21 protein-coding genes are annotated in these 19,815 nt (G+C 67.4%); 8 read left to right on the forward strand and 13 right to left on the reverse strand.

The features are described from left to right. Positions 1-571 precede the first annotated feature (571 nt). Positions 572-1,000 carry a hypothetical protein gene (locus tag WAL33_RS14055; protein WP_422182141.1) on the reverse strand — a complete coding sequence of 143 codons (429 nt, stop codon included), beginning with the start codon at positions 998-1,000 and terminating at the stop codon, positions 572-574. A gap of 336 nt (positions 1,001-1,336) precedes the next feature. Continuing rightward, complete coding sequence (locus WAL33_RS14060) at positions 1,337-1,855, reverse strand: GcrA family cell cycle regulator (protein ID WP_422182142.1); 519 nt, start codon at positions 1,853-1,855, stop codon at positions 1,337-1,339. A 350-nt stretch (positions 1,856-2,205) separates the two neighbouring features. On the opposite strand from WAL33_RS14060, the gene WAL33_RS14065 reads away from it, so the two are divergent. The 5 genes from WAL33_RS14065 (at position 2,206) to WAL33_RS14085 (ending at position 6,782) form a co-directional block, all read left to right on the forward strand. Beyond that, complete coding sequence (locus tag WAL33_RS14065) at positions 2,206-3,027, forward strand: ABC transporter permease (protein WP_422182143.1); 822 nt, start codon at positions 2,206-2,208, stop codon at positions 3,025-3,027. A gap of 172 nt (positions 3,028-3,199) precedes the next feature. After that, positions 3,200-4,414: an aspartate aminotransferase family protein gene (locus WAL33_RS14070; protein ID WP_422182144.1), complete on the forward strand. Its 1,215-nt coding sequence runs from the start codon at positions 3,200-3,202 to the stop codon at positions 4,412-4,414. Between the two features lie 71 nt (positions 4,415-4,485). After that, a complete protein-coding gene (gene argF / locus WAL33_RS14075; protein ID WP_422182145.1) occupies positions 4,486-5,421 on the forward strand; it encodes an ornithine carbamoyltransferase in 936 nt (311 codons plus the stop codon). Between the two features lie 12 nt (positions 5,422-5,433). After that, on the forward strand, positions 5,434-5,673 hold the full coding sequence (locus tag WAL33_RS14080) for a DUF2164 domain-containing protein (RefSeq protein ID WP_422182146.1): 240 nt from the start codon (positions 5,434-5,436) through the stop codon (positions 5,671-5,673). Positions 5,674-5,861: 188 nt separating this feature from the next. Then, on the forward strand, positions 5,862-6,782 hold the full coding sequence (locus tag WAL33_RS14085) for an Hsp33 family molecular chaperone (protein WP_422182147.1): 921 nt from the start codon (positions 5,862-5,864) through the stop codon (positions 6,780-6,782). Positions 6,783-6,827: 45 nt separating this feature from the next. Here the strand turns inward: WAL33_RS14085 and WAL33_RS14090 are convergent, their stop codons facing one another. From WAL33_RS14090 to WAL33_RS14100, 3 genes are all read right to left on the reverse strand, one after another. After that, positions 6,828-7,733, reverse strand: coding sequence for a hypothetical protein (locus WAL33_RS14090; RefSeq protein WP_422182148.1), 906 nt, complete (start codon positions 7,731-7,733; stop codon positions 6,828-6,830). Positions 7,734-7,876: 143 nt separating this feature from the next. Next, a complete protein-coding gene (locus tag WAL33_RS14095) occupies positions 7,877-8,527 on the reverse strand; it encodes a hypothetical protein (RefSeq protein ID WP_422182149.1) in 651 nt (216 codons plus the stop codon). A gap of 269 nt (positions 8,528-8,796) precedes the next feature. Then, positions 8,797-9,111 carry a helix-turn-helix domain-containing protein gene (locus WAL33_RS14100; protein ID WP_422182150.1) on the reverse strand — a complete coding sequence of 105 codons (315 nt, stop codon included), beginning with the start codon at positions 9,109-9,111 and terminating at the stop codon, positions 8,797-8,799. A 219-nt stretch (positions 9,112-9,330) separates the two neighbouring features. Between WAL33_RS14100 and WAL33_RS14105 the strand changes: the two genes are divergently transcribed. Continuing rightward, complete coding sequence (locus tag WAL33_RS14105) at positions 9,331-9,612, forward strand: hypothetical protein (protein WP_422182151.1); 282 nt, start codon at positions 9,331-9,333, stop codon at positions 9,610-9,612. A 189-nt stretch (positions 9,613-9,801) separates the two neighbouring features. Here WAL33_RS14105 and WAL33_RS14110 read toward each other — a convergent pair whose 3' ends face one another. From WAL33_RS14110 to metZ, 4 genes are all read right to left on the reverse strand, one after another. Then, positions 9,802-10,155: a hypothetical protein gene (locus WAL33_RS14110; protein WP_422182152.1), complete on the reverse strand. Its 354-nt coding sequence runs from the start codon at positions 10,153-10,155 to the stop codon at positions 9,802-9,804. A 104-nt stretch (positions 10,156-10,259) separates the two neighbouring features. Continuing rightward, complete coding sequence (locus tag WAL33_RS14115) at positions 10,260-10,907, reverse strand: hypothetical protein (protein WP_422182153.1); 648 nt, start codon at positions 10,905-10,907, stop codon at positions 10,260-10,262. Between the two features lie 66 nt (positions 10,908-10,973). After that, a complete protein-coding gene (gene apaG, locus WAL33_RS14120; protein WP_422182154.1) occupies positions 10,974-11,438 on the reverse strand; it encodes a Co2+/Mg2+ efflux protein ApaG in 465 nt (154 codons plus the stop codon). Continuing rightward, on the reverse strand, positions 11,419-12,603 hold the full coding sequence (gene metZ, locus WAL33_RS14125) for an O-succinylhomoserine sulfhydrylase (protein ID WP_422182155.1): 1,185 nt from the start codon (positions 12,601-12,603) through the stop codon (positions 11,419-11,421). Before metZ ends, apaG begins: the two co-directional genes overlap by 20 nt. Before the next feature lie 258 nt (positions 12,604-12,861). Here metZ and WAL33_RS14130 point away from each other — a divergent pair, with 258 nt between their 5' ends. Beyond that, positions 12,862-13,881, forward strand: a complete 1,020-nt coding sequence (locus tag WAL33_RS14130; protein ID WP_422182156.1) for a 2'-deoxycytidine 5'-triphosphate deaminase — start codon at positions 12,862-12,864, stop codon at positions 13,879-13,881. 81 nt (positions 13,882-13,962) lie between these two features. Further along, complete coding sequence (locus WAL33_RS14135; protein WP_422182157.1) at positions 13,963-14,847, forward strand: TraB/GumN family protein; 885 nt, start codon at positions 13,963-13,965, stop codon at positions 14,845-14,847. A 45-nt stretch (positions 14,848-14,892) separates the two neighbouring features. Here the strand turns inward: WAL33_RS14135 and WAL33_RS14140 are convergent, their stop codons facing one another. From WAL33_RS14140 to araD1, 4 genes are all read right to left on the reverse strand, one after another. Next, positions 14,893-16,047: an aldose epimerase family protein gene (locus WAL33_RS14140; RefSeq protein ID WP_422182158.1), complete on the reverse strand. Its 1,155-nt coding sequence runs from the start codon at positions 16,045-16,047 to the stop codon at positions 14,893-14,895. Between the two features lie 174 nt (positions 16,048-16,221). After that, positions 16,222-17,748: an aldehyde dehydrogenase (NADP(+)) gene (locus tag WAL33_RS14145; RefSeq protein WP_422182159.1), complete on the reverse strand. Its 1,527-nt coding sequence runs from the start codon at positions 17,746-17,748 to the stop codon at positions 16,222-16,224. 12 nt (positions 17,749-17,760) lie between these two features. After that, complete coding sequence (locus tag WAL33_RS14150; RefSeq protein ID WP_422182160.1) at positions 17,761-18,702, reverse strand: Gfo/Idh/MocA family protein; 942 nt, start codon at positions 18,700-18,702, stop codon at positions 17,761-17,763. Further along, positions 18,699-19,694 carry an AraD1 family protein gene (araD1, locus tag WAL33_RS14155; RefSeq protein WP_422182161.1) on the reverse strand — a complete coding sequence of 332 codons (996 nt, stop codon included), beginning with the start codon at positions 19,692-19,694 and terminating at the stop codon, positions 18,699-18,701. Before araD1 ends, WAL33_RS14150 begins: the two co-directional genes overlap by 4 nt. Positions 19,695-19,815 lie beyond the last annotated feature (121 nt).

A 19,815-nucleotide genomic window follows, 5' to 3' on the forward strand; every position in this document is an offset into this window, starting at 1 on the left:
CTCCCCCTCTGGGGGAGCTGTCGCGGAGCGACTGAGGGGGTCTTTCACCGGCACGACTTCGCCGCCTCACGCGGATCACCGCTGAAGGTGTGGAAAGGATCGCGGAGCGCCGGACGACGTCCGGAGTTTGAATAAGAATACCGTTTCGACGAAGCCCGATCGCTCCGCGCCATCGTTATCCGGAAGCCCGCGACGCTGAGCCCTGTTAGGGCCTCGCCGCCTTGAAGCCTCCGACGGGCGGGCCAGGTCAACGAACCCAGGTCCCGGACCGCGAGCGCGTCACCGCCCGCCTGCCGCCAAGTCAGCCCTCACGCCACGTCGTTTTTGTGTTCCAGGCCCGACCGGCTCCAGAGACGTGAGGTTTGATCTTGTCCCTACGCACGCGGACAACACCGCCGACAGAGCTTCCCGCTCGATCGCCCCCCGCCGCCGCATCGGTCGCTGGCCATGCGCCCTTTCCGGTGCGGCGAGGTGAGATCATTATGCGGTGAGGCTGGAAGGGTGCGGGGAATAAATATTTAGGCTTGTGATATCAGAAGCTTATCGCCGAATGTCGTGCGAAGTTGGAGCGCTAGTCGCCAACCGGATAGTCGCGAAACCGCCAGCCTGTGTCGGGTCGATTGACCAACACCGCCTCCCGGCGGGCGACGCAGCGGTTGATCGGCGAGCCCATGTTGATGGTTAGATGCGATAGTGGACGCACTTCCACGCCGTCGGGATAGCGAAAAGCCAGGGCGCCGCCTCCTGGGTCGCCGGGAGCCAGAAATGCGCCGTCGATAAATTCGTCGAAGGCGCCTTCGCCCAAGCGGGCTTTCTCGCCGGGCATCATGCCGGCCGGCCGCTCCTCCCCGACCGCGCAGACCAGCGACCAAGGTCCAGTTTCCAGCGCTACAAGGTCGATGGGGAGTCCTCGATTCATCGCCGCCGAGAAGGCTGTATCGAAGGCGCGATCAGCGTCCGACATCGAAGCTTTTTCGCAGCCGGACAGCGCGGCGGCCACGCTCAGGAGGAGGACCGTCGCGCAGGAGAGGTGACAAGGGTTTGGCATGGACTTCCTCTGCCTCGCTCGTGGTCCGCCCAACCTAGCTGGCGATCATGCAGGACCGATGCAGGCGATATCGGTCGTCGGTCCAGACCGCGAAACCCAGAACGCAAAAATCCCGGAGCGGCCCCTCAGCCGTCCGGGATTTTCTTCCAGTCTCCGCCGTGAGGCCGAGACCCTCGAAGCGCCTTTAGTCCCGAGGACGGGGGCGCGAGGATCTCTACCGCCGACCCGGTACCCACGCCCCGAAAGCCCGAGCTTTCAAGGACATGGACGGCCCCACGGGCGTGGAGACTAGATGTAGCGGCGCAGCGAGCGGGCCAGTTCGGTGGCGCCGGCCTTCTTCTTGGTCTGTTGCGGCTGGTAGGCGATGCGGGCGTGCTCGCCGCAATAGGGGCCTTCCGACGAGCGGCGGCCGCAGAAGGTGAAGCCGTCGGCCGACGGATCGCCGATCGGCCACTTGCACATGTGGGCGCCCAGGGTCAGCACGGTGGCCGAACCCGGCTCCTCGGCGCGGAACGCCGGAACGGAGGGTTGCTGGGCCATGGCGGGCAGCGGCGCCGGTTCGGCGGCGATCACCCGGCGTGGGGCCGAGGGCATGGCGGTGGCGGCCGGACGGGCCGGACGCGGGGCCTTGAAGGCCGGGCGGGTCGGTTGCGAGGGCGCCGCGCGGCCCGAGAGGCCCAGCCGGTGAACCTTGCCGATCACCGCGTTGCGCGTGACGCCGCCGAGCTGTTTGGCGATCTGGCTGGCCGAAAGGCCGTCCAGCCAAAGCTTCTTCAAGGTGGTGACTCGTTCGTCAGTCCAGCTCATGACCCATCTCCGCCTAAAAAAGAGTCCGAAACGGGTTTCCCCGACTCGTCTCGGTCTCTACATGTGGTGTGCAGACCGCCCCGCCGGCGGCTGACCTACTACATAGTGTAAAGAATGCGTTAAAACGCACAATAGGCTGTAAGAGCTTCGTCCACAGGAACTATATATTGATTCTGGCGGACCCCGCTTGCGCACCGTCGGCGCCGGGCGCAAATCCTGGGGCGGGAGCAGCCGGCGACAGCCGTCGGTTCGGCGTCAGCCACGCTTCAAGTGTTTGATTTAGAACCTTTTCGAGCGCTTCAAACGGCCTTTGAAGCCGGAAGGTTCGGGCGTTTCAGGATCCAGAGCCCATGAAAGACGTGCCGCACGCCGTCATCCCCCCGCAGCCGCGCGACTATCATGGCTGGAACTGGAGCGGGTTCTTCACCCTGTATCAGCGCGAGATCCGCCGCTTCTGGAAGGTGGGCACCCAGACGGTGGCCGCTCCGGTGGTGACGACCCTGCTCTACATGCTGGTGTTTGTGGTGGCGGTGGGCGGCGACCGGCCGGCCGTGGGCGGGATCACCTTCGGCCATTTCGTGGCCCCGGGCCTGATCATGATGGCCATCCTCAACAACGCCTTCGCCAATTCGTCCTCGTCGCTGATCCAGGCCAAGATGATGGGCCTGACGCCGGACTTCCTGACGCCGCCCCTGACGCCGCTGGAGCAGGTCTCGGCGTTCGGCCTGGGCGCGGCGACGCGGGGCATCGTGGTCGGGGCGGTCACCGCCCTGGTGATCGGCGTGCTGCCGGGCGCGGGCCTTTCGATCTCGCATCTGTGGGCGATCGTCTATTTCGCGGTCGGCGCCTCGGTCATCCTGGGCCTGGCCGGCGTGCTGGCGGGCCTGTGGGCCGAGAAGTTCGACCAGCTGGCGGCCGTGACCAACTTCCTGATCATGCCCATGACCTTCCTGTCGGGCACCTTCTACCTGGTCGACCGCCTGCCCGAGCCGTTCCGTTCGGCCAGCCACTTCAACCCGTTCTTCTATCTGATCGACGGCTTCCGCTACGGCTTCATCGGCCACGCCGACGGCTCGGTGGCGGTCGGCGTGGTGGTGACGGCGGCCTTGTCTATCGCGCTGTTCCTGTGGTGCTGGGTCCTGTTCCGGACGGGGTACCGACTGAAGACGTAGGTCGAGCCATCAAGGGGCGGATGTGACCGCCAACACTGTGGCTTAACCGTACCTGACACCCAAAATTCACGGCCGGTTTGTTGACAGCGCCCGGTTACACGCCGACAACCCTTGGCCTTCCGGTCCCCGTGCTTTCGAGCACGGGGGCTTCTTTCCTTTTTGGGAGGCCGTCTTGAGCACGTCGACGTCGTCTAACCCCGCGCAACACCACATCATGGGCGTCTACAACCGCGCCCCGCTGGCGTTCGAGCGCGGCCGAGGCGCGCGCCTGTTCTCGACCACCGGCGAGGAATATCTGGACTGCGTGGCGGGCATCGCCACCTGCGGCCTGGGCCACGCCCACCCGGTTCTGGTCGAGGCGCTGAAGACCCAGGGCGAGAAGCTCTGGCACGTGTCCAACATCTACACGATCCCCGAGCAGGAAGAGCTGGCCGACAAGCTGTGCGCGGCCACCTTCGCCGACGTGGTGTTCTTCACCAATTCGGGCACCGAGGCGATCGAGTGCGCCCTGAAGGCCGCGCGCCGCTATCACGTGGTCAACGGCCAGCCCGAGCGGGTCGACATCATCGGCTTCGACGGCTCGTTCCACGGCCGCTCGTACGCCGCCGTCAACGCCTCGGGCAACGCCGGCTATCTGGACGGTTTCGGTCCACGCTTGCCGGGCTATGTCCAGCTGCCGTTCGGCGATTGGGACACCCTGAAAGCCTCCATCGGCCCGACCACGGCCGGCGTGATCATCGAACCGGTGCAGGGCGAGGGCGGGGCGCGCGCCCTGACCGAGGCCCAGCTCAATGAGCTGCGCCAGATCACCCGCGACGCCGGCGTCCTGCTGATCCTGGACGAGGTGCAGAGCGGCATGGGCCGGACCGGCAAGCTGTTCGCCCACGAATGGGCCAGCGACGCCGCGCCCGACATCATGTGCGTGGCCAAGGCCCTGGGCGGCGGCTTCCCGGTCGGCGCGTGTCTGGCCACCACCGAAGCGGCGCGCGGCATGCAGCCGGGCACCCACGGCTCGACCTATGGCGGCAACCCGCTGGCCATGGCCGTGGGCAAGGCGGCGTTCGACACGATCAACACCGACGAGATCCTCGACAACGTCAAGCAGGTGGCGGGCTTCTTCACCCAGCAGCTGAACGGTCTGAAGGACCGCTTCCCGGACGTCATCGTCGACATCCGCGGCAAGGGCCTGCTGATCGGCATCAAGCTGATCCCGAACAATCGCGAGTTCATGGTCCTGGCCCGCGACGAGAAGCTGCTGATCGCCGGCGGCGGCGACAACTGCGTGCGCCTGCTGCCGCCGCTGAACCTGACGGTCGAGGAAGCGTCGGAGGCCATCGCCAAGCTTGAGAAGGCCTGCGAGGCCGCCCGGGCCAAGGCGGCCGCTTAAGGCGTTCGCGCCTGACCTATAAAACCGCTCGTTCCGGCGCAGACCGGAGCGGGCGGGCAGGGGGATTTGCCATGACTCAGCCCAGACACTTCATCGACCTGTGGAAGCTGGACGGCCCCACGCTGCGCGTCCTGCTCGAGGACGCCAAGGCCCGCAAGACGGCCCGCAAGGGCTGGGGTCAGGGCAAGATCGACGCCGACGCGCCGGCCAAGGACCGCGTGCTGGCGATGATCTTCCAGAAGAACTCCACCCGCACCCGCTTCTCGTTCGACGCGGCGATCCGCCAGCTGGGTGGCAGCGGGATCATCTCGACCTCGGCCGACATGCAGCTGGGCCGCGGCGAGACCATCGAGGACACCGCCAAGGTGCTGTCGCGGATGGTCGATGCGGTGATGATCCGCGCCAACAGCCACGCTGACGTCGAGCGCTTCGCCCAGGTCTCGACCGTGCCGGTGATCAATGGCCTGACCGACAAGAGCCACCCCTGCCAGATCATGGCCGACCTGCTGACCATCGAGGAGCATCGTGGCGACATCGGCGGCAAGACGATCGCCTGGGTCGGCGACGGCAACAATGTGTGCTCCAGCTTCATCCACGCCGCGCCGTTGCTGGGCTTCAAGCTGAAGATCGCCTGCCCGGCGGTCTATCACCCTGACCTGGTGGACCTGGCCCGCGCCCAGGATCTGCAGGGCCAGATCACCCTGACCGACGACGCCAGGGAGGCCGTGCGCGGCGCCGACGTGGTGGTGGCCGACACCTGGGTGTCGATGGGTGACACCGACCATGATGAGCGCCTGGCGGCCCTGGAGCCCTATCAGGTCGACGACGCCCTGATGGACCTGTCCAAGCCGGACGGCGTCTTCCTGCACTGCCTGCCCGCCCACCGCGGCGAGGAAGTCACCGACAGCGTGCTGGACGGCCCGCGCTCGCTGGCCTGGGACGAGGCGGAGAACCGCATTCACGCCCAGAAGTCGGTGCTGGCCTGGTGCTTCGGGGCGATCGGCTAAAAGGGGCGGCTGATGTCCAGGATCGAGTTCAACAAGCAGAAGCGCGACGCCTTGCTCGACAAGCTGACGCGCTATCTGGACCGAGAACTCGACTGCGAGGCCAGCCCGCTGCAGGCCGGGTTCCTGCTGGACTTCATCTCCGAACAGATGGGGCCGTACTACTACAATCAGGGCGTCCAGGACGCCCAGCAGCTGTTCCGCGACAAGCTGGAAGACGCCGTCTACGAGATCGAGAAGCCGTTCGTGGACTAGGGAGTAAGTGGCTCACCCCCTTGCCCCACCTGACGGCTTCGCCGTCTGTCCGCCCCCATGGGGGGCGGAGGACGCGCATAGACTCCTCTTCCCCCTCTGGGGGAAGACGGTCGCGAAGCGACCCGTAGGGGCCAAGTGATCGTCGCACCCCCTCGCATTTTCCTCTCAAGCGACTATCTAGCCTCCCCATGACCGACATCGCCGCCCAAACCGCCCTCGGGGACGCTCCCGACGACCTCGTTTCCGCCTTTCAGATCGAAGGCCTGCCCGTGCGCGGCCGGGCCGTGCGCCTGGGCGCGGCGGTCGACGAGGTGCTGACCCGCCACGACTATCCCGAACCCGTCGCCAACCTGCTGGGCGAGGCCTGCGCCCTGGCGGCCCTGGTCGGCTCCAGCCTGAAGTTCGAGGGCCGGCTGATCGTCCAGGCCCAGGGCGACGGCCCGGTGCGCTACGTCGTGGTCGACTACGACACCACCGGGGCCTTGCGCGGCTATTGCCGGTTCGATCCGGACGAGGTCGCGGCCGTCTCGGCGGGCTTCGCGCGCCCGGGGGCCCGCACCCTGCTGGGCGGCGGCGCCTTCGTGATGACCATCGACCAGGGGCCGGACATGGACCGCTACCAGGGCATCACCCCGATCGAGGGCGAGACCCTGGCCCTGTGCGCCGAGCAGTACTTCGCCCAGTCCGAACAGACCCCGACCCGCGTGCGCCTGGCGGTCGGCCAGGCCGACACCGGCGAGGGCCCGAAATGGCGGGCCGGCGGCATCCTGATCCAGGCCATCGCCGGCGACGAGACGCGCGGCGAAACGCAGGACGCCTGGACCCACGTCCAGGCGCTGTTCGAGACCACCGGCGAGGACGAGCTGATCGACCCGACCGTGCCGACCACGCTGCTGCTGTGGCGGCTGTTCAACGAGGACGGCGTGCGCCTGCTCGAGGAAAAGCCGCTGCGCGCCTTCTGCCGCTGCTCGGAAGACCGTGTCGGCGCGATGCTGGGCTCGTTCACGGCCGAAGAGGTCGCCGACATGGTCGAGCCCGACGGCAAGATCCACGTGACCTGCGAGTACTGCTCGCGGGTCTACACGCTGGAACCGACGGCGGCGGGGTAGAGAGCCCAATCCACGCCGCCGCGAGGCGACGGCGTGGACCCAGGGTCAGCGGAGTCTCACCGGGAGAACGGTGACTTGCGCCTCGCCCCTCAGGCGGCCGTCGGTCGGGACCGTCAGGCTGGCCAGTTCCGGCGGATCTCCAAGGTCGGGCAACGTGTGGACCACGGTCGCCGTCAATCCCGCCCGGCTGGAGACCTCATGCACGATGGGCTGACCCAGCGTCGGAACGGCCCGCCCTAGGGCGTCCGTCAGCGCGATTTCCACCGCCTCGGGGCTGAGCGGGGCGTCGGACGCAGCGCGGCGGATCACCACGTGAACCTCGGGCAGGCCGCTGATCAGGTTGCGCGTCAAATCCACGCTGAAGATCTTGTCTTGTCGCAATCCCACCGCCGCCGGGCGCGCCGACAAGGCGGCGTTCGAGACGGGGGTGGGGGCAGGGGCCGGCGCGGGCGCTGTCGCGGCGCCGTTCACTGTCCAGTTCTTGCTCACCAGGACGCCATTGGTCGTGGTGTTGATCAGCGAGCCCTGAAAGGAAAGATTGATCACGTAGGCGGTCCCGGACGTCACGTGGGTGAAGCCCGGTGCGTCCGTCATCCAGAAATCGGCGCCCGTGGCCTGGTCCGGGTTGGTGTAGCCGTCGTTGGTCATCGTGCAGGCGCGATAGCCATAGGCGGTGCAGCCGGCGCAGTTGGCTCCGGCGGGCGGACAGCCGTCCTCGAGATAGGTGATGGTCGACAGGACGATCGAGCCGCAAAGAACGTGCGTCACCGGCGAACCGTTGGCCGAGAATGCACCCTTCACGTACTGACGATAGGCGCCCGCGGCGCAGTTTTCGCTCGGGGCGCAGGTGAATGTCGCGGTGTTGCCGAAGGCCCCGAAATAGCCGCCCCCACTGAAGGCGGGGACCACATTGGTGGTCGGCGTGACGAAGCTGGAATAGCCGAGGGTCATGGAAGTCTCCTGTTCGGAGTTGGCGCGCGAGCCGCGTATCGCGGGCGGGCGGACCATGAGGATAAGAGTTTGGGGCGGCGGCGCCGGCGGCGTGGCGCACGACCCGGCGTCGCCGGGTCTCGCCGCCCCTACGGGCTCGGGGGCTAGGAGTAGACCACCGAGAACTCACCGTTCGCGGCTTGGACGACGGTGGCGGTCGTCTGCGGCAGGCCGGTGAAGTTGATCGCCTGGATGTTGGTGGAGATCGCCGTGATGTCGATCACCTGGCCCGGCGTGTAGCTGCCGTCCGACACGTAGAATTGCACCACCGGGGTGATGTTGAAGGTGTCGTTGGGTTGGGCCAGGAAGGTGGCCACCGGCGTCGGGATGGGCGTCTGACCCGGCTTGGCCATGCCGAACACATAGCCGTTGTCAGCGGTGAAATCCCCATTGGCGACGATCGAGAACGAGCCCGACATCGCCACGCCGGAAGTGACCGCCCCGAAGCCGGTCGGCGGTCCGGCGATGAAGGGCGCCGAGCTGTTCTGGGCGGTGTCGACCAAGGCGCTGCCGCCCGACGTCAGCACGACACCCGGCGCCAGGGTGTCGGGCGTGGTGCTCCAACAGGCGTAGGTGGTGTCGGTGTAGGTGACGCTGTCGTAGCCGTTGGGCAGGATGCTGGTGAAGGTCGCCCAGGCGTTCGGGAAGATGACGGGCTGCCCGCCGCTCGACGTCACCACGGGCGGTTCCATGAACACGACGTAGCTCTTGGCGAAGCCGCTGTTGTTGAGCACTTGAATGTTGTAGGTAGCCATTTTGAGACTCTCTATAACCGCTTTTTGCGGTTGTTCAGATTCATGGCCGAGCGAAATCAATCCATGAACAATGGCGGAGAAGCAAAGATCACAATCTAGGATCTTTTTCTTGTGAATATTTGATTTTCCGCGAACGCTGAGCGCCCTTTCGCTAGGACAACTACAATCCAGCGAGGCCCTTTATGCAACCTAAGCATGTTGCGCCAGGCTCAACAACCTGAAGGAAAACTTGAGCTCAGCGCAATCGCCCGTCAGGCGCTTCAGGGAAGTCACTGGACTTCATAAGAAATTTCGTCGAGCAGCCGGGTCAGGTTGATGACGAGATTTCGCTGGAAGCGACGAATCACCCGAATAAGGTCGGATTCCTCGACGCGCAGCGCCGGCGCCTTGTGCAGCTCCATCTCGCCGCGGCCCAGCACCAGCCAGTCCAGCGAAATATCCAGAACCTCGGAGATCTTAGCCGCGTGGCTCAGCGACATCGAGCCGTCGTTGCGCCAGCGGCTTATGGCGCTTTCATCGACCTCCAGATCTAGGGCCAGGCCCATCATCTTGGAGATACCGCGCTGCCGAATGGCGGTGCTCAACCGTTCTCCTCGCGATGACATTCGGGCGCCCCCATCCGAAACCGGGCAGGTTCCCGAATGACGGCCGCTGTCCCGCGAGGGGGCTCATCGTACATAACCTAAGAATAATCGCCATGGTTGTGTAGCGATTTAACTACCGTTAAGGTTATTCGAACGAGTTTTTAGTTCACCCGCCGCGTGACGCCTGGCAGGTTTTCTTCCAAACAAAGGAAAATATATATGGCAACCGAATATGATATTCGACTGACTTCAGCAATTCATCATGGGTCGGACATTCAAAATAAGGGCTGCGTGATTGTATTCACCTATCCCGATGGCAGTAGTTCAGGCCGAGGCTATTCGGGAAGGATAGTTGCCTCGCTCAACCCCAGTACCGTTCGCATCGCCTCGCCGATCTTGAATATCGATAGCGGCTGGGCCGGCGCGAATGGCGGAACACTCACTATCCACACCGCCGCGCCCCTCGCCTTTGGAATTGTGGACTGCACCAGGAGGCACTGACGAACTCGGCAAATGAAGGAGCAGCCGGTGAGCCGGCCGCTCCAGACATTATTGACCGGTGGCGGGGTGGAGAGCCCAATCCACGCCGAAAACCTCGTCTTGACGCAATCCCACCACCGTTGGGAATTCCGCCTTGCCGACACCTGAAACGCGGGCGCGGGAGGGGGGGCGGCCCGGTGGACTCGAAGTCTAGGAGACGTAGTCCACCGAGAACTCGCCGTCGGGATGCTCGGTGACGGCGGCCGCGGTCTGCGGCAGCCCCGTGAAATCAACCGTGGCCACGTTCCCGCCCTCCGGCGGATCAATCACCTGGCCGGGCGTGTAGTCCCCCTCCGTGACCAGGAAGCGCGGGACCTCGTGGTCGGAGCCTTCGACGGTGTAGGTCACGCTGTCGAAACCGCTGTCGGTGATGTGCTCGAGAGCGGCCCAGGCGTTGGTGTAGACCGGGGTCTGGCCGCCAAACGCGGGTGGGGGCGCTTGGAAGACGACGTAGCTCTTGCTGGCGCCGCTCTGGTTGACCACGTTGATTGTGTAGGTCGTCATCGGCCGTTCCCCCCAACCTTGTCGACGCGACCCTTGCGCACTTATGTCCAAAATGCAACCAGTCAGGGAGTGTCGTCCGTGGCCTCGGGCCACGCCGACGGCGCTCAGCTGTAGGTCACGGTGAACGTGCCGTTGGCGTTCTGAACCGCCGTCGCGGTGGTTTGGGGAGCGCCCGTGAAGTCGATCGTCGCTATCGCCGTCAGGCCGGTCAAATCGACGACTTCTCCAGGCTTCGCCCCCAGGTCGGCCACGTAGAATTTCTGGACGGGCGCGATGTTGAAGACATCGTTCGGCTCGGCCGCGAAGGTCGCCACGGGCGTCGGGACGGGCTCGGGTCCCAACTTGGCCATGCCGAACATGAAGCCGTCGGCGGCGGTGAAGTCGGGGGAGGTGATGATCGCGTAGCACCCGGTCTGGGCCTTGCCGGCGGTCACCCCCTGAAAGCCGGTCGGGGACCCGGCCGCGAAAGCCACCTCGTCCCGGGCGTCGATGGAGACCTGTTGTACGCCGCCGGCGGTCACCACGACGCCGGGTCCGATGTCGTGGACCGCTTGGCTCCAGAAGGCGTAGAGGCTGTCGTCGACCATCAGGCTGTCGAAGCCTCCCGTGACGATGGAAGGAAACGTCGCCCAGGCGTTGGTGAGGACCGTCACCGGCGCGCCGTTCTCGTTCACGCGTGGCGGCGCCATGAAGACGGTATAGTTCTTGTTGAAGCCGCTCTGGTTCAGAACCCGTATCGTGTAGATCGTCATGGTCGCCTCCCCGCCGGACGACTGTCGCCCAAGGGTAGCGGTCATGCAACCAAAACGTGTTTTCGGCTAGTTGTAGCGCCGCGCGGCGCCCGGCAGGTGCAGCGAGAATTCCGGGATCTGCGCCTCGAACACCTCGCCGGCCTCGGTCATCATCTGGAAATGGCCGGTCATGGTCCCCGAGGGGGTCGGCAGCGGGCAGTTGGAGACGTAGCGGAACGCCTCGCGCGGCCGCAGTTCCGGCTGCTCGCCGACCACGCCCGAGCCCTCGACTTCGCTGGTCCGGTTCAGGCCGTCGGTGATGGTCCAGGCGCGGGCGATCAGTTGCACCGTCTCGACGCCGTGGTTCTCGATCTCGACCGTGTAGCCCCACATCCACAGCCCTTGCTCGGGCGCGGAGTCCTCGGGCTGATAGACAGGCGAGACGCGGACGACGATGTCACGCGTGCGCGCTTCATAGATGCCCGCATCGGCGCCCCGTCGGCGACGGATCCGCTTCAGGGGCGGGGAGGACTCACGCCTGATCGAGCGCACGGGTCACGTCTCGGGTCAGGTCTGCAAGGCTTTCCAGGCCGACCGACAGGCGCACGCCGCCTTCGACCACGCCCAGCGACGGGCGCATCTCTTCGGGCACCGAGCGGTGGGTGGTGGTCGGCGGGTGGGTGGCCATCGACTTGGCGTCGCCCAGATTGTTGGAGATGTCGATGATCTCCAGCGCATTGAGGAATTTGAACGCCGCCTCGCGCGAGCCCAGGTCCAGGGCCAGCACGGTGCCGCCGCCGCTCATCTGCGACTTGGCGACGTTGTGGCCCGGATGGTCGGCGCGGAAGGGATAGAGCACCTGCTTGACCGCCTTGTGCTCGGCCACCACGTCGGCCAGGGCCGCGCAGGTGTCGTTCTGGCGGCGCACGCGCAGGTCCAGCGTCTCCAGACCCTTGACCAGGACCCAGGCATTGAACGGCGACAGCGCCGGGCCGGTGTGGCGCAGGGCGTCGCGGTAGAATTCCTCGCTGATCGCCTCGGTGGTCAGGATCGCCCCGCCCATCACCCGGCCCTGGCCGTCGATGTGCTTGGTGGCCGAATAGACCACGATGTCGGCGCCCAGCTTCAGCGGTTGCTGGAAGATCGGGGTGGCGAAGACGTTGTCGACGATGACCTTGGCCCCGACCGCATGGGCTATTTCCGACACCGCGCGGATGTCGGTGATCTCCAGCACGGGGTTGGACGGCGTCTCGATCAGCACCGCCTTGGTGTTGGGGCGGATCGCCGCCTCCCAGGCCTTGGGATCGGTGGCGTCGACGAAGGTCGTTTCCACGCCGAAGCGCGGCAGCCATTCGGCGATCAGCCAGCGGCACGAGCCGAACAGGGCGCGGCCCGCCACCACGTGGTCGCCGGCCCGGACCAGCCCCATCAGGGCGGCGTGGACCGAGGCCATCCCGGTCGCCTGGGCGCGGCACACTTCGGCGCCCTCGAGAAGCGCCAGGCGGTCTTCGAACATCTTCACGGTCGGATTGTTGAAGCGCGAATAGACGAAGCCCGGGTCCTCGCCGGAGAACCGGCGATCGGCGCCCTCGGCGCTGTCGTAGGTGAAGCCCTGGGTCAGGTAGAGGGCCTCGGCCGTCTCCATGTACTGCGAGCGCGCCAGGCCGCCGCGGATCAGCTTGGTCGCGACGTCCCAGTCTTTTGGATTCTCGGCCACGGCTACCTCACTGACATCCCGAAAAGGCGCGCATGAAAGGTACAGGGGTGGGGTGGGTCAAGCCAACAATTGTCCTAGGTGACAAAGGTTTCGTGCAGCCAAGCCCCGCCGAACCGCGCGGAAGGGGTCGACCTCCCGCCTGAATAGTCCCTCGCGGATCCCGTCCGGCGCGCGGGTCGCCAAGAAAGCCCGTCTAGATCGCGCGAGAAACGCGGTCCCCGCTTGCTTCGGCGCGATGCTTTAGCGAGTGTCGCCTCGATGACCGACGCTCATGCCGCGGGGATTCTGCCCTGCCAATCCATCGAGGACCTGATCGCGCAAGAAGCGATCACGGCCCAGACCCCGTTCGACACCGACCAGGTGCAGCCGGCCAGCCTCGACCTGCGCCTGGGCGCGCGGTGCTGGCGGGTGCGCGCCTCGTTCCTGCCGGGCGTCGCCCGCCGCGTGCCCGAGCGTCTGAAGGACGTGGCGATGCACGAGCTGGACCTGACCAAGGGCGCGGTGCTGGAGAAGGGCTGCGTCTACATCGCCGAGATCCAGGAACGCCTGTCCCTGCCCGGAAATGTGGCGGCGCGCGGCAATCCCAAAAGCTCGACAGGCCGGGTCGACGTGTTTGTCCGTTTGCTGACCGACCACTCCAAGGCCTTCGACGACGTCGAGGCCGGCTATGAGGGGCCGCTCTATATCGAGATCGCACCGCAGACCTTCTCGGTGCTGGTGCGGGCCGGCACGCGGCTGAACCAGCTGCGTCTCAAGCGCGGCGAGCCGGCCAAGCTGGCGATCAAGAGCGTCGGGGTCGACCTGACCACGGGCATCGTCGGCTTCCGCGGCCGTCGCCACGCCGGGGTCATCGACCTGGACCACGAGGACGGCCACGACCCGCGCGACTTCTGGGAGCCGCTGGAGACTCGCCACGGCGAGCTGCTGCTGGATCCGGGCGAGTTCTACATCCTGGCCTCGAAGGACAATATCGAGATCCCGGTGCTGGAAGCGGCCGAAATGACCCCGATCGATCCGTCGGTCGGCGAGTTCCGGGTCCACTATGCCGGCTTCTTCGATCCCGGTTTCGGCACCGAGGAAGCCGGCGCGGTCGGCTCCAAGGGCGTGCTCGAGGTGCGCAGCCACGAGACGCCGTTCCTGCTGGAGGACGGCCAGATCGTCGCCCGGCTGGTCTACGAGCCCCTGACCGCCAAGCCCGAGCGCCTCTACGGCGAGGGCGGGTCGCACTATCAGCGCCAGGGCCTGAAGCTGTCCAAGCACTTCAAGGCGTGGCGTTAGGTCGCAACGCGCGACGCTTCCCCGGTTAACCGCCGGCTCCGTAACCTGGGCTCCTGTTGAATCCAGGCGTCGGGGGACGTGGTGTCGGTTTTTCGCTTCCGGAAAAGGCTGGTCGCCGTCTGTGCGCTGGCGTGCGCCCTGGCCGGCGCCTCGGCCGCGCGCGCCGCTCCGGCCATGTGGGAAGTGCGCGACCACGACACCCGCATCTATCTGTTCGGGGCCATGCACGTGCTGGCGCCGAATGTGAAGTGGCGCACCCGCGCCTTCGACCGCGCCTACGCCCAGGCCGACAAGATCTGGTTCGAGACCCGCGCCGACGCCGATCCGGTCGAGATCCAGGCTCTGGTCGACCGCTACGGCGTCGATCCCGAACGCCCCCTGAGCGAGAAACTGCCGCCCCGCACGGTGGCCACGCTGAAGGCGGCGCTGGAGCGGGACGGCGGATCGCTCGACCGCGTGGACCGCCTGCGGCCCTGGGCGGCGGCGATGATGCTGTCGGTGCTGCCGATGACCCAGCAAGGCGGGGCGGTGCAGGCCGGAGCCGACGCCGCGGTCACCCGCCAGGCCCGCGCCGCCGACAAGCCCATCGCAACCTTCGAGACCCTTGAGCAGCAGATCCAGCTGTTCGCCGGCCTGCCCGAGGCGGTCGAGGTGCAGTACCTGGACGACGTGGCGTCGCAGACCCTGTCGCCGCCGCGCAACGGCGTGGCCCTGCAGGCGGCCTGGCTGCGCGGCGACATGACCAAGCTGGGTCCGCTGGTGGTCGACGTGATGAAGCGCGACCGCCCGGCGCTCTATGACGTCCTGCTCAAGCGCCGCAACGAAGCCTGGGTCCAGGCCCTGGTCGCCGAGATGGCCAAGCCCGGCGTCGAGCTGGTGGCGGTCGGCGCCCTGCACATGGCGGGCGAGGACGGCCTGCCGGCCCTGATGGCGGCGCGCGGGTTCCAGGTTCGGCGGGTGCAGTGACGACCGCGTCCCATGCGGGGAGCCTTGCCGGCTCCCCTTTCGGGGTCACTTCCCGTCCGTGGTCAGCCTGAACACCATGGTGTTGCTGTAGGTCTGGCCTGGATCCAGCCGCACCGGCGCGAAGGCCGGCTTGTTGGGCGCGTCGGGGAAGTGCTGCGGCTCCAGGGCGATGCCGTCGCCCTGGCGATAGATCTTGCCGCTCTTGCCCACCAGCGTGCCGTCGATGAAGTTGCCGGTGTAGAGTTGGATGCCCGGCTGATCGCTGAGGATCTCCAGGACCCGCCCGCTCTTGGGGTCGGCCAGTCGCGCGGCCAGGCGCGGGGCGCCGCCCGACTTGCCGGTCAGCACCATGTTGTGGTCGTAGCCGCGGCCGACGACGATCTGCGGATCGCGGGCGTCGCGGATGCGCTCGCCCACCACGTGCGGCGTGCGGAAGTCGAACGGCGTGCCGGCCACCGGGGTGATCTGGCCGGTCGGGATCAGCTCGGCGTCGACCGGCGTGTAGCCGTCCGAGGCCAGGGTCAGGACATTGCCCATCGCGCCGTCGGCCGAACCTTCGCCGGCGACGTTGAACAGGGCGTGGTTGGTCAGGTTGACGATGGTCGGCTTGTCGGTGACGGCGCCGTAGGTGATCGTCAGGTCGTTCTTCTCGTCCAGGGCGTAGGTCGCCGTGGCGGTGAGCGTGCCGGGATAGCCCTCCTCGCCGTCGGGGCTGACATGGGTGAAGGTGACCGAGGCGACCGGGCCGCGCTTGATGTCGCTGACCTTCCAGACCCGCTTGTCGAAGCCCTTGACCCCGCCGTGCAGGGCGGCGACGCCGTTGTTGTTCAGGGCCAGCTGGTAGGTCTTGCCGTCCAGCGTGAACTTGCCCTTGCCGATGCGGTTGGCGAACCGGCCCACCGAGGCGCCGAAGTAGCTGGCGTTCTTGGCGTAGGCGGCCGCGTCGTTAAAGCCCAGGGCGATGTCGGCCTTGGTCCCGTCGCGGCCGGGCGCGATCAGCGACTGCAGGGTGGCGCCGTAGGTGATCACCGTGGCGCTGACGCCCTTGCCGTTTGTCAGGGTTATGGCCTCGACCTCGACGCCTTCGGGCGTCTTGCCGAACGAGGCCCGGGCGTAGTCGGCCGCGAAGGCTCCCGCCGGAAGGACGATGGCGGAGGCGGCCAGAAGGGCGCCGATCAGTTTGCGGCCTGAAGTCTGCATGGGGGTTCCTCGTCCAACGATCGGGGCGGCTCTGATGGCCGCTTTGGGCAAACATATAGTCCGACAAATCGAGCCGGCGCAATCGAGCTTGAGCGGGAAGGAAACGGCGCCGCCCGGTCGCCGCCGAAGGTCGTCATCCTCCGCGCCGGGCGAAGGATGACGACGATGCGGCGCCTACAGCACCCCGTCCACGGCCCGCCGCACGCCCAGCGGGTTGTCGGCCTTCAGGGCCGGCGGCAGCAGGGTGTCGGGGATGTCCTGGTAGCAGACCGGACGCAGGAAGCGTTCGATGGCGCGTGTGCCCACCGAGGTGCCGCGCGGGTCGGAGGTGGCCGGGAACGGGCCGCCGTGGACCATGGCGTGCGAGACCTCGACGCCGGTCGGCCAGCCGTTGGCCAGGATGCGGCCGGCCTTGCGTTCCAGGATGGGCATCAGGGCGCGCGCGGTCTCGGCGTCGGCCGGGTCCATCTGCAAGGTGGCGGTCAGCTGCCCCTCCAGTCCCTCCAGCACGGTGGCGAGCTGGACGTGGTCCGAGAAGCGCACGATCAGCGAAGACGAACCGAACACCTCGTGGCTCAGCTCGGGGTCGCGAAGGAAGGTGTCGGCGTCGACCGCGAACAGCGCCCCGACCGCCTGGTTGACGCCGTCGCCGACGCAGCCGCGCGCCAGCAGCTCGACGCCTTCGCGAGCGGCCAGGCGATCCACGCCCTGCTCGTAGGCGCCGAAGATGCCGGGGGTCAGCATCACGTGCGGCTGAGCCGAGGTCAAAGCGGCGACCGCGGCGGCCTCGAAGCGCTCGAGGTCTGGTCCTTTCAGGGCGAAGATCAGGCCGGGGTTGGTGCAGAACTGACCCGCGCCCATGGTCAGAGAGCCGACGAAGGCCGTACCCAGCGCTTCGGCCCGAGCGGCCAGGGCGGCGGGCAGCAGCAGCACCGGATTGACGCTGCTCATCTCGGCGAAGACCGGGATGGGCTCGGGTCGTCCGGCGGCGATCCGCATGAAGGCCATGCCGCCGGACCGCGAACCGGTGAAGCCCACGGCCTTGATGCGCGGATCGGCGACCAGGCCGGCGCCCAGGGTGCGCTGCTGGCCGATCAGCATGGCGAAGACCCCGGCGGGCAGGCCCGCGGTCTTGATCGCCTTCTGGATGGCGCCGCCGACCAGGGCGCCGGTGTTGGGATGGGCCGAGTGGCCCTTGACGATCACCGGACAGCCGGCCGCCAGGGCCGAGGCGGTGTCGCCGCCGGCCGTCGAGAAGGCCAGGGGGAAGTTGCTGGCTCCAAACACCGCCACCGGGCCCAGCGGGATGAAACGCTGGCGCAGATCGGCGCGGGGCAGGGGCGTGCGCTCGGGCATGGCCGGATCGATCCGCGCGCCGATCCAGTCGCCGCGCCGCACGACCTGGGCGAACAGCCGGAGCTGGCCGCAGGTGCGGCCGCGCTCGCCGGTGATCCGGGCCTGGGGCAGGCCGGTCTCGGCCACGGCCGTCTGGATCAGCTCGTCGCCCAGCGCTTCGATCTCGGTGGCGATCGCCTCCAGGAAGGCGGCGCGGGTTTCCAGATCGGTCTCGCGATAGATGTCGAACGCGGCCGCTGCAGCGGCGCAGGCCGCCTCGATCTGGGCCGCAGTGGGCTCCGGGAAGCTGGGGCCGAAGTGTTCGTTGGTGGCGGGGTTCAGGGCCCGCAGCGCGGCTTCGGCCATGGCGATCTTTCTCTACTCGATGAACGCCGGAGCGACGACCCGTCGCCCCAGCAGGAAGGCGTCGGCGACGTGACGCAGAGGACTGACGTCGACATCGCTGGTGTTGTCGGCCACCAGGCGCGCGAAGGCGTCGTAGAGACCGGCATATTCGGCGTCCGGCCCCTCGCGGAGCAGGACGTCGTCGATCCACAGCTTGGCGCCGCCGTGCGACAGCTTCAACACGTTGTTACCGGTATCGTCGTCGCCGGTCTCGACCGTGATGTCCCAGCTTTGCGGACCGGTCTGCAGGAAGTCGAATTCGGCGCGGATCGGCGCGCCGGCCGCGTCCACGAAGTCCAGCTGCGCCTGGATCGGCGACTGGCAGTTCTCGGGCACGTGCAGCACGGCGCCGGTCAGGAAGAACGGCTGGGGCAGGATGGCGGTGGCGATCGACAGGGCGTTGACGCCCGGGTCGAAGACGCCCAGGCCGCCGGCCTCCCAGATCCAGGTCTGGCCCGGATGCCAGACGCGGACGTCCTCGCGCCAGTCGATGCGCACCGACTTGACGGTCTTGTCGGCCAGCCATTCGCGGGCCGGCGCCACGCCCTGGGCGTAGCGCGAGTGCCAGGTGGTCTGCAGGGTCAGGCCGCGCTCGGCGGCCGTCAGGCGCAGGTCCTCGACCTCGCTCAGCGTCGCGCCGGGCGGCTTTTCAAGCATCACATGCTTGCCGGCCGCCAGGGCCAGATGGGCCAGGGCGTGGCGCGGCTGGGGCGGGGTGCACAGCGCCACCGCATCGACCGCCACGTCGCTGGCCAAGAGCTGGGCCAGGGTCGTGAAGTGCGCGACGCCGTCGAGGTCGGCGTTGCGGCTGACGACGGCGACCAGCTCGAAGCGGTCGTCGGCGGCGATGGCGGGCAGGTGCTGGTCGCGGGCGATCTTGCCCAGGCCGACCAGGGCCAGGCGGATCTTGCTCACAGGCTGCGCACCGTCACGGGCTTCTCCGGCGCCTGCGCCAGGGGATTGCTGACGGGATAGAGGAACGGCGCGGCGCCGATCTGGAACACGTCGCCGACCTTCGTCTGGAAGCCCTCCGAGAACGACAGGGTGGCCGTGCCGAAGAAGTGCACGTGCACGTCGCCCGGCTTGCGGAACAGGTCGTACTTGAAGTGGTGGTGTTCGAGGTTGGCGATGGTGTGGGACATGTTCGCCTCGCCCGACAGGAACGGCTTTTCCCAGACCACCTGGCCGCCGCGCAGGATCTTGCTGGCGCCGCGCACGTCGGCCGGCAGGTCGCCGGTCAGCAGCTCGGGGCCCAAGGCCGCCTGGCGCAGCTTGGAATGGGCCAGCCACAGATAGTTGCCGCGCTCGATGACGTGGTCCGAGAACTCATTGGCCAGGCAGAAGCCCAGGCGGTAGGGCGTCCCGTCCGGACCGATCAGATAGACGCCGGCGATCTCGGGCTCTTCGCCGCCGTCCTGGGCGAAGGCGGGCGAGGTCAGGGGCGCGCCGTGGCCGACCACGTGCGTGCCGTCACCCTTGTAGAACCACTCCGGCTGGGCTCCGACCGCGCCGGCGGCGGGCTTGCCGCCCTCCACGCCCATCAGGAACATCCGCATGGAGTCGGTCAGCTGTTCCCCGGCCTGAGCGGCCTTGTGCATCTTGTCGCGACCCTCGGCCGAGCCCAGGTGGGTCAGGCCGGTGCCGGTCAGGATCAGGTGAGCGGGATCGGGATGGTCGATCGGCGCCAGCACCCGACCCTCGGCGAGGGCGGCGGGGATGTCGATCTCGGCGCCGAGCGGTTTGGCCTGAGCGGCCTCGGCCAGGGTGGCGCCGGCCGCAAGGGCGGCCTGGGCCAGGGCCAGCAGGGTGTCGGCCACCTCGACCTTGCGGGCCAGGCCCGCATCATTGACCGCCGCGAGGAGTCGCGTCCCGCCCTGTTCCTTCAGTTGCACGAACCGCAGCACCATGGCTGTCGCTACCTCCCAACGGATTTGGCCGAGAATTGGCCATTTAGTCAGACAAATAGCGATCTGTCGGACGGTGTCAAACGCGGATCAATGGGCTCGCGGCCATGGCCCGGATGAGGGC

The organism is Caulobacter sp. (assembly GCF_049283275.1).
Classification (GTDB): Bacteria; Pseudomonadota; Alphaproteobacteria; order Caulobacterales; family Caulobacteraceae; genus Caulobacter.

Excerpts from the sequence above, each read along its gene's own strand:
- WAL33_RS14065 (WP_422182143.1), top strand. The coding sequence starts at position 2,206 with ATGAAAGACGTGCCGCACGCCGTCATCCCCCCGCAGCCGCGCGACTAT.
- WAL33_RS14130 (WP_422182156.1), top strand. The coding sequence starts at position 12,862 with ATGACCGACGCTCATGCCGCGGGGATTCTGCCCTGCCAATCCATCGAG.
- WAL33_RS14115 (WP_422182153.1), bottom strand. The coding sequence starts at position 10,907 with ATGACGATCTACACGATACGGGTTCTGAACCAGAGCGGCTTCAACAAG.
- argF (WP_422182145.1), top strand. The coding sequence starts at position 4,486 with ATGACTCAGCCCAGACACTTCATCGACCTGTGGAAGCTGGACGGCCCC.
- WAL33_RS14095 (WP_422182149.1), bottom strand. The coding sequence starts at position 8,527 with ATGGCTACCTACAACATTCAAGTGCTCAACAACAGCGGCTTCGCCAAG.
- WAL33_RS14145 (WP_422182159.1), bottom strand. The coding sequence starts at position 17,748 with ATGGCCGAAGCCGCGCTGCGGGCCCTGAACCCCGCCACCAACGAACAC.
- WAL33_RS14110 (WP_422182152.1), bottom strand. The coding sequence starts at position 10,155 with ATGACGACCTACACAATCAACGTGGTCAACCAGAGCGGCGCCAGCAAG.
- WAL33_RS14090 (WP_422182148.1), bottom strand. The coding sequence starts at position 7,733 with ATGACCCTCGGCTATTCCAGCTTCGTCACGCCGACCACCAATGTGGTC.
- araD1 (WP_422182161.1), bottom strand. The coding sequence starts at position 19,694 with ATGGTGCTGCGGTTCGTGCAACTGAAGGAACAGGGCGGGACGCGACTC.
- WAL33_RS14060 (WP_422182142.1), bottom strand. The coding sequence starts at position 1,855 with ATGAGCTGGACTGACGAACGAGTCACCACCTTGAAGAAGCTTTGGCTG.
- WAL33_RS14105 (WP_422182151.1), top strand. The coding sequence starts at position 9,331 with ATGGCAACCGAATATGATATTCGACTGACTTCAGCAATTCATCATGGG.
- WAL33_RS14080 (WP_422182146.1), top strand. The coding sequence starts at position 5,434 with ATGTCCAGGATCGAGTTCAACAAGCAGAAGCGCGACGCCTTGCTCGAC.
- WAL33_RS14140 (WP_422182158.1), bottom strand. The coding sequence starts at position 16,047 with ATGCAGACTTCAGGCCGCAAACTGATCGGCGCCCTTCTGGCCGCCTCC.
- WAL33_RS14085 (WP_422182147.1), top strand. The coding sequence starts at position 5,862 with ATGACCGACATCGCCGCCCAAACCGCCCTCGGGGACGCTCCCGACGAC.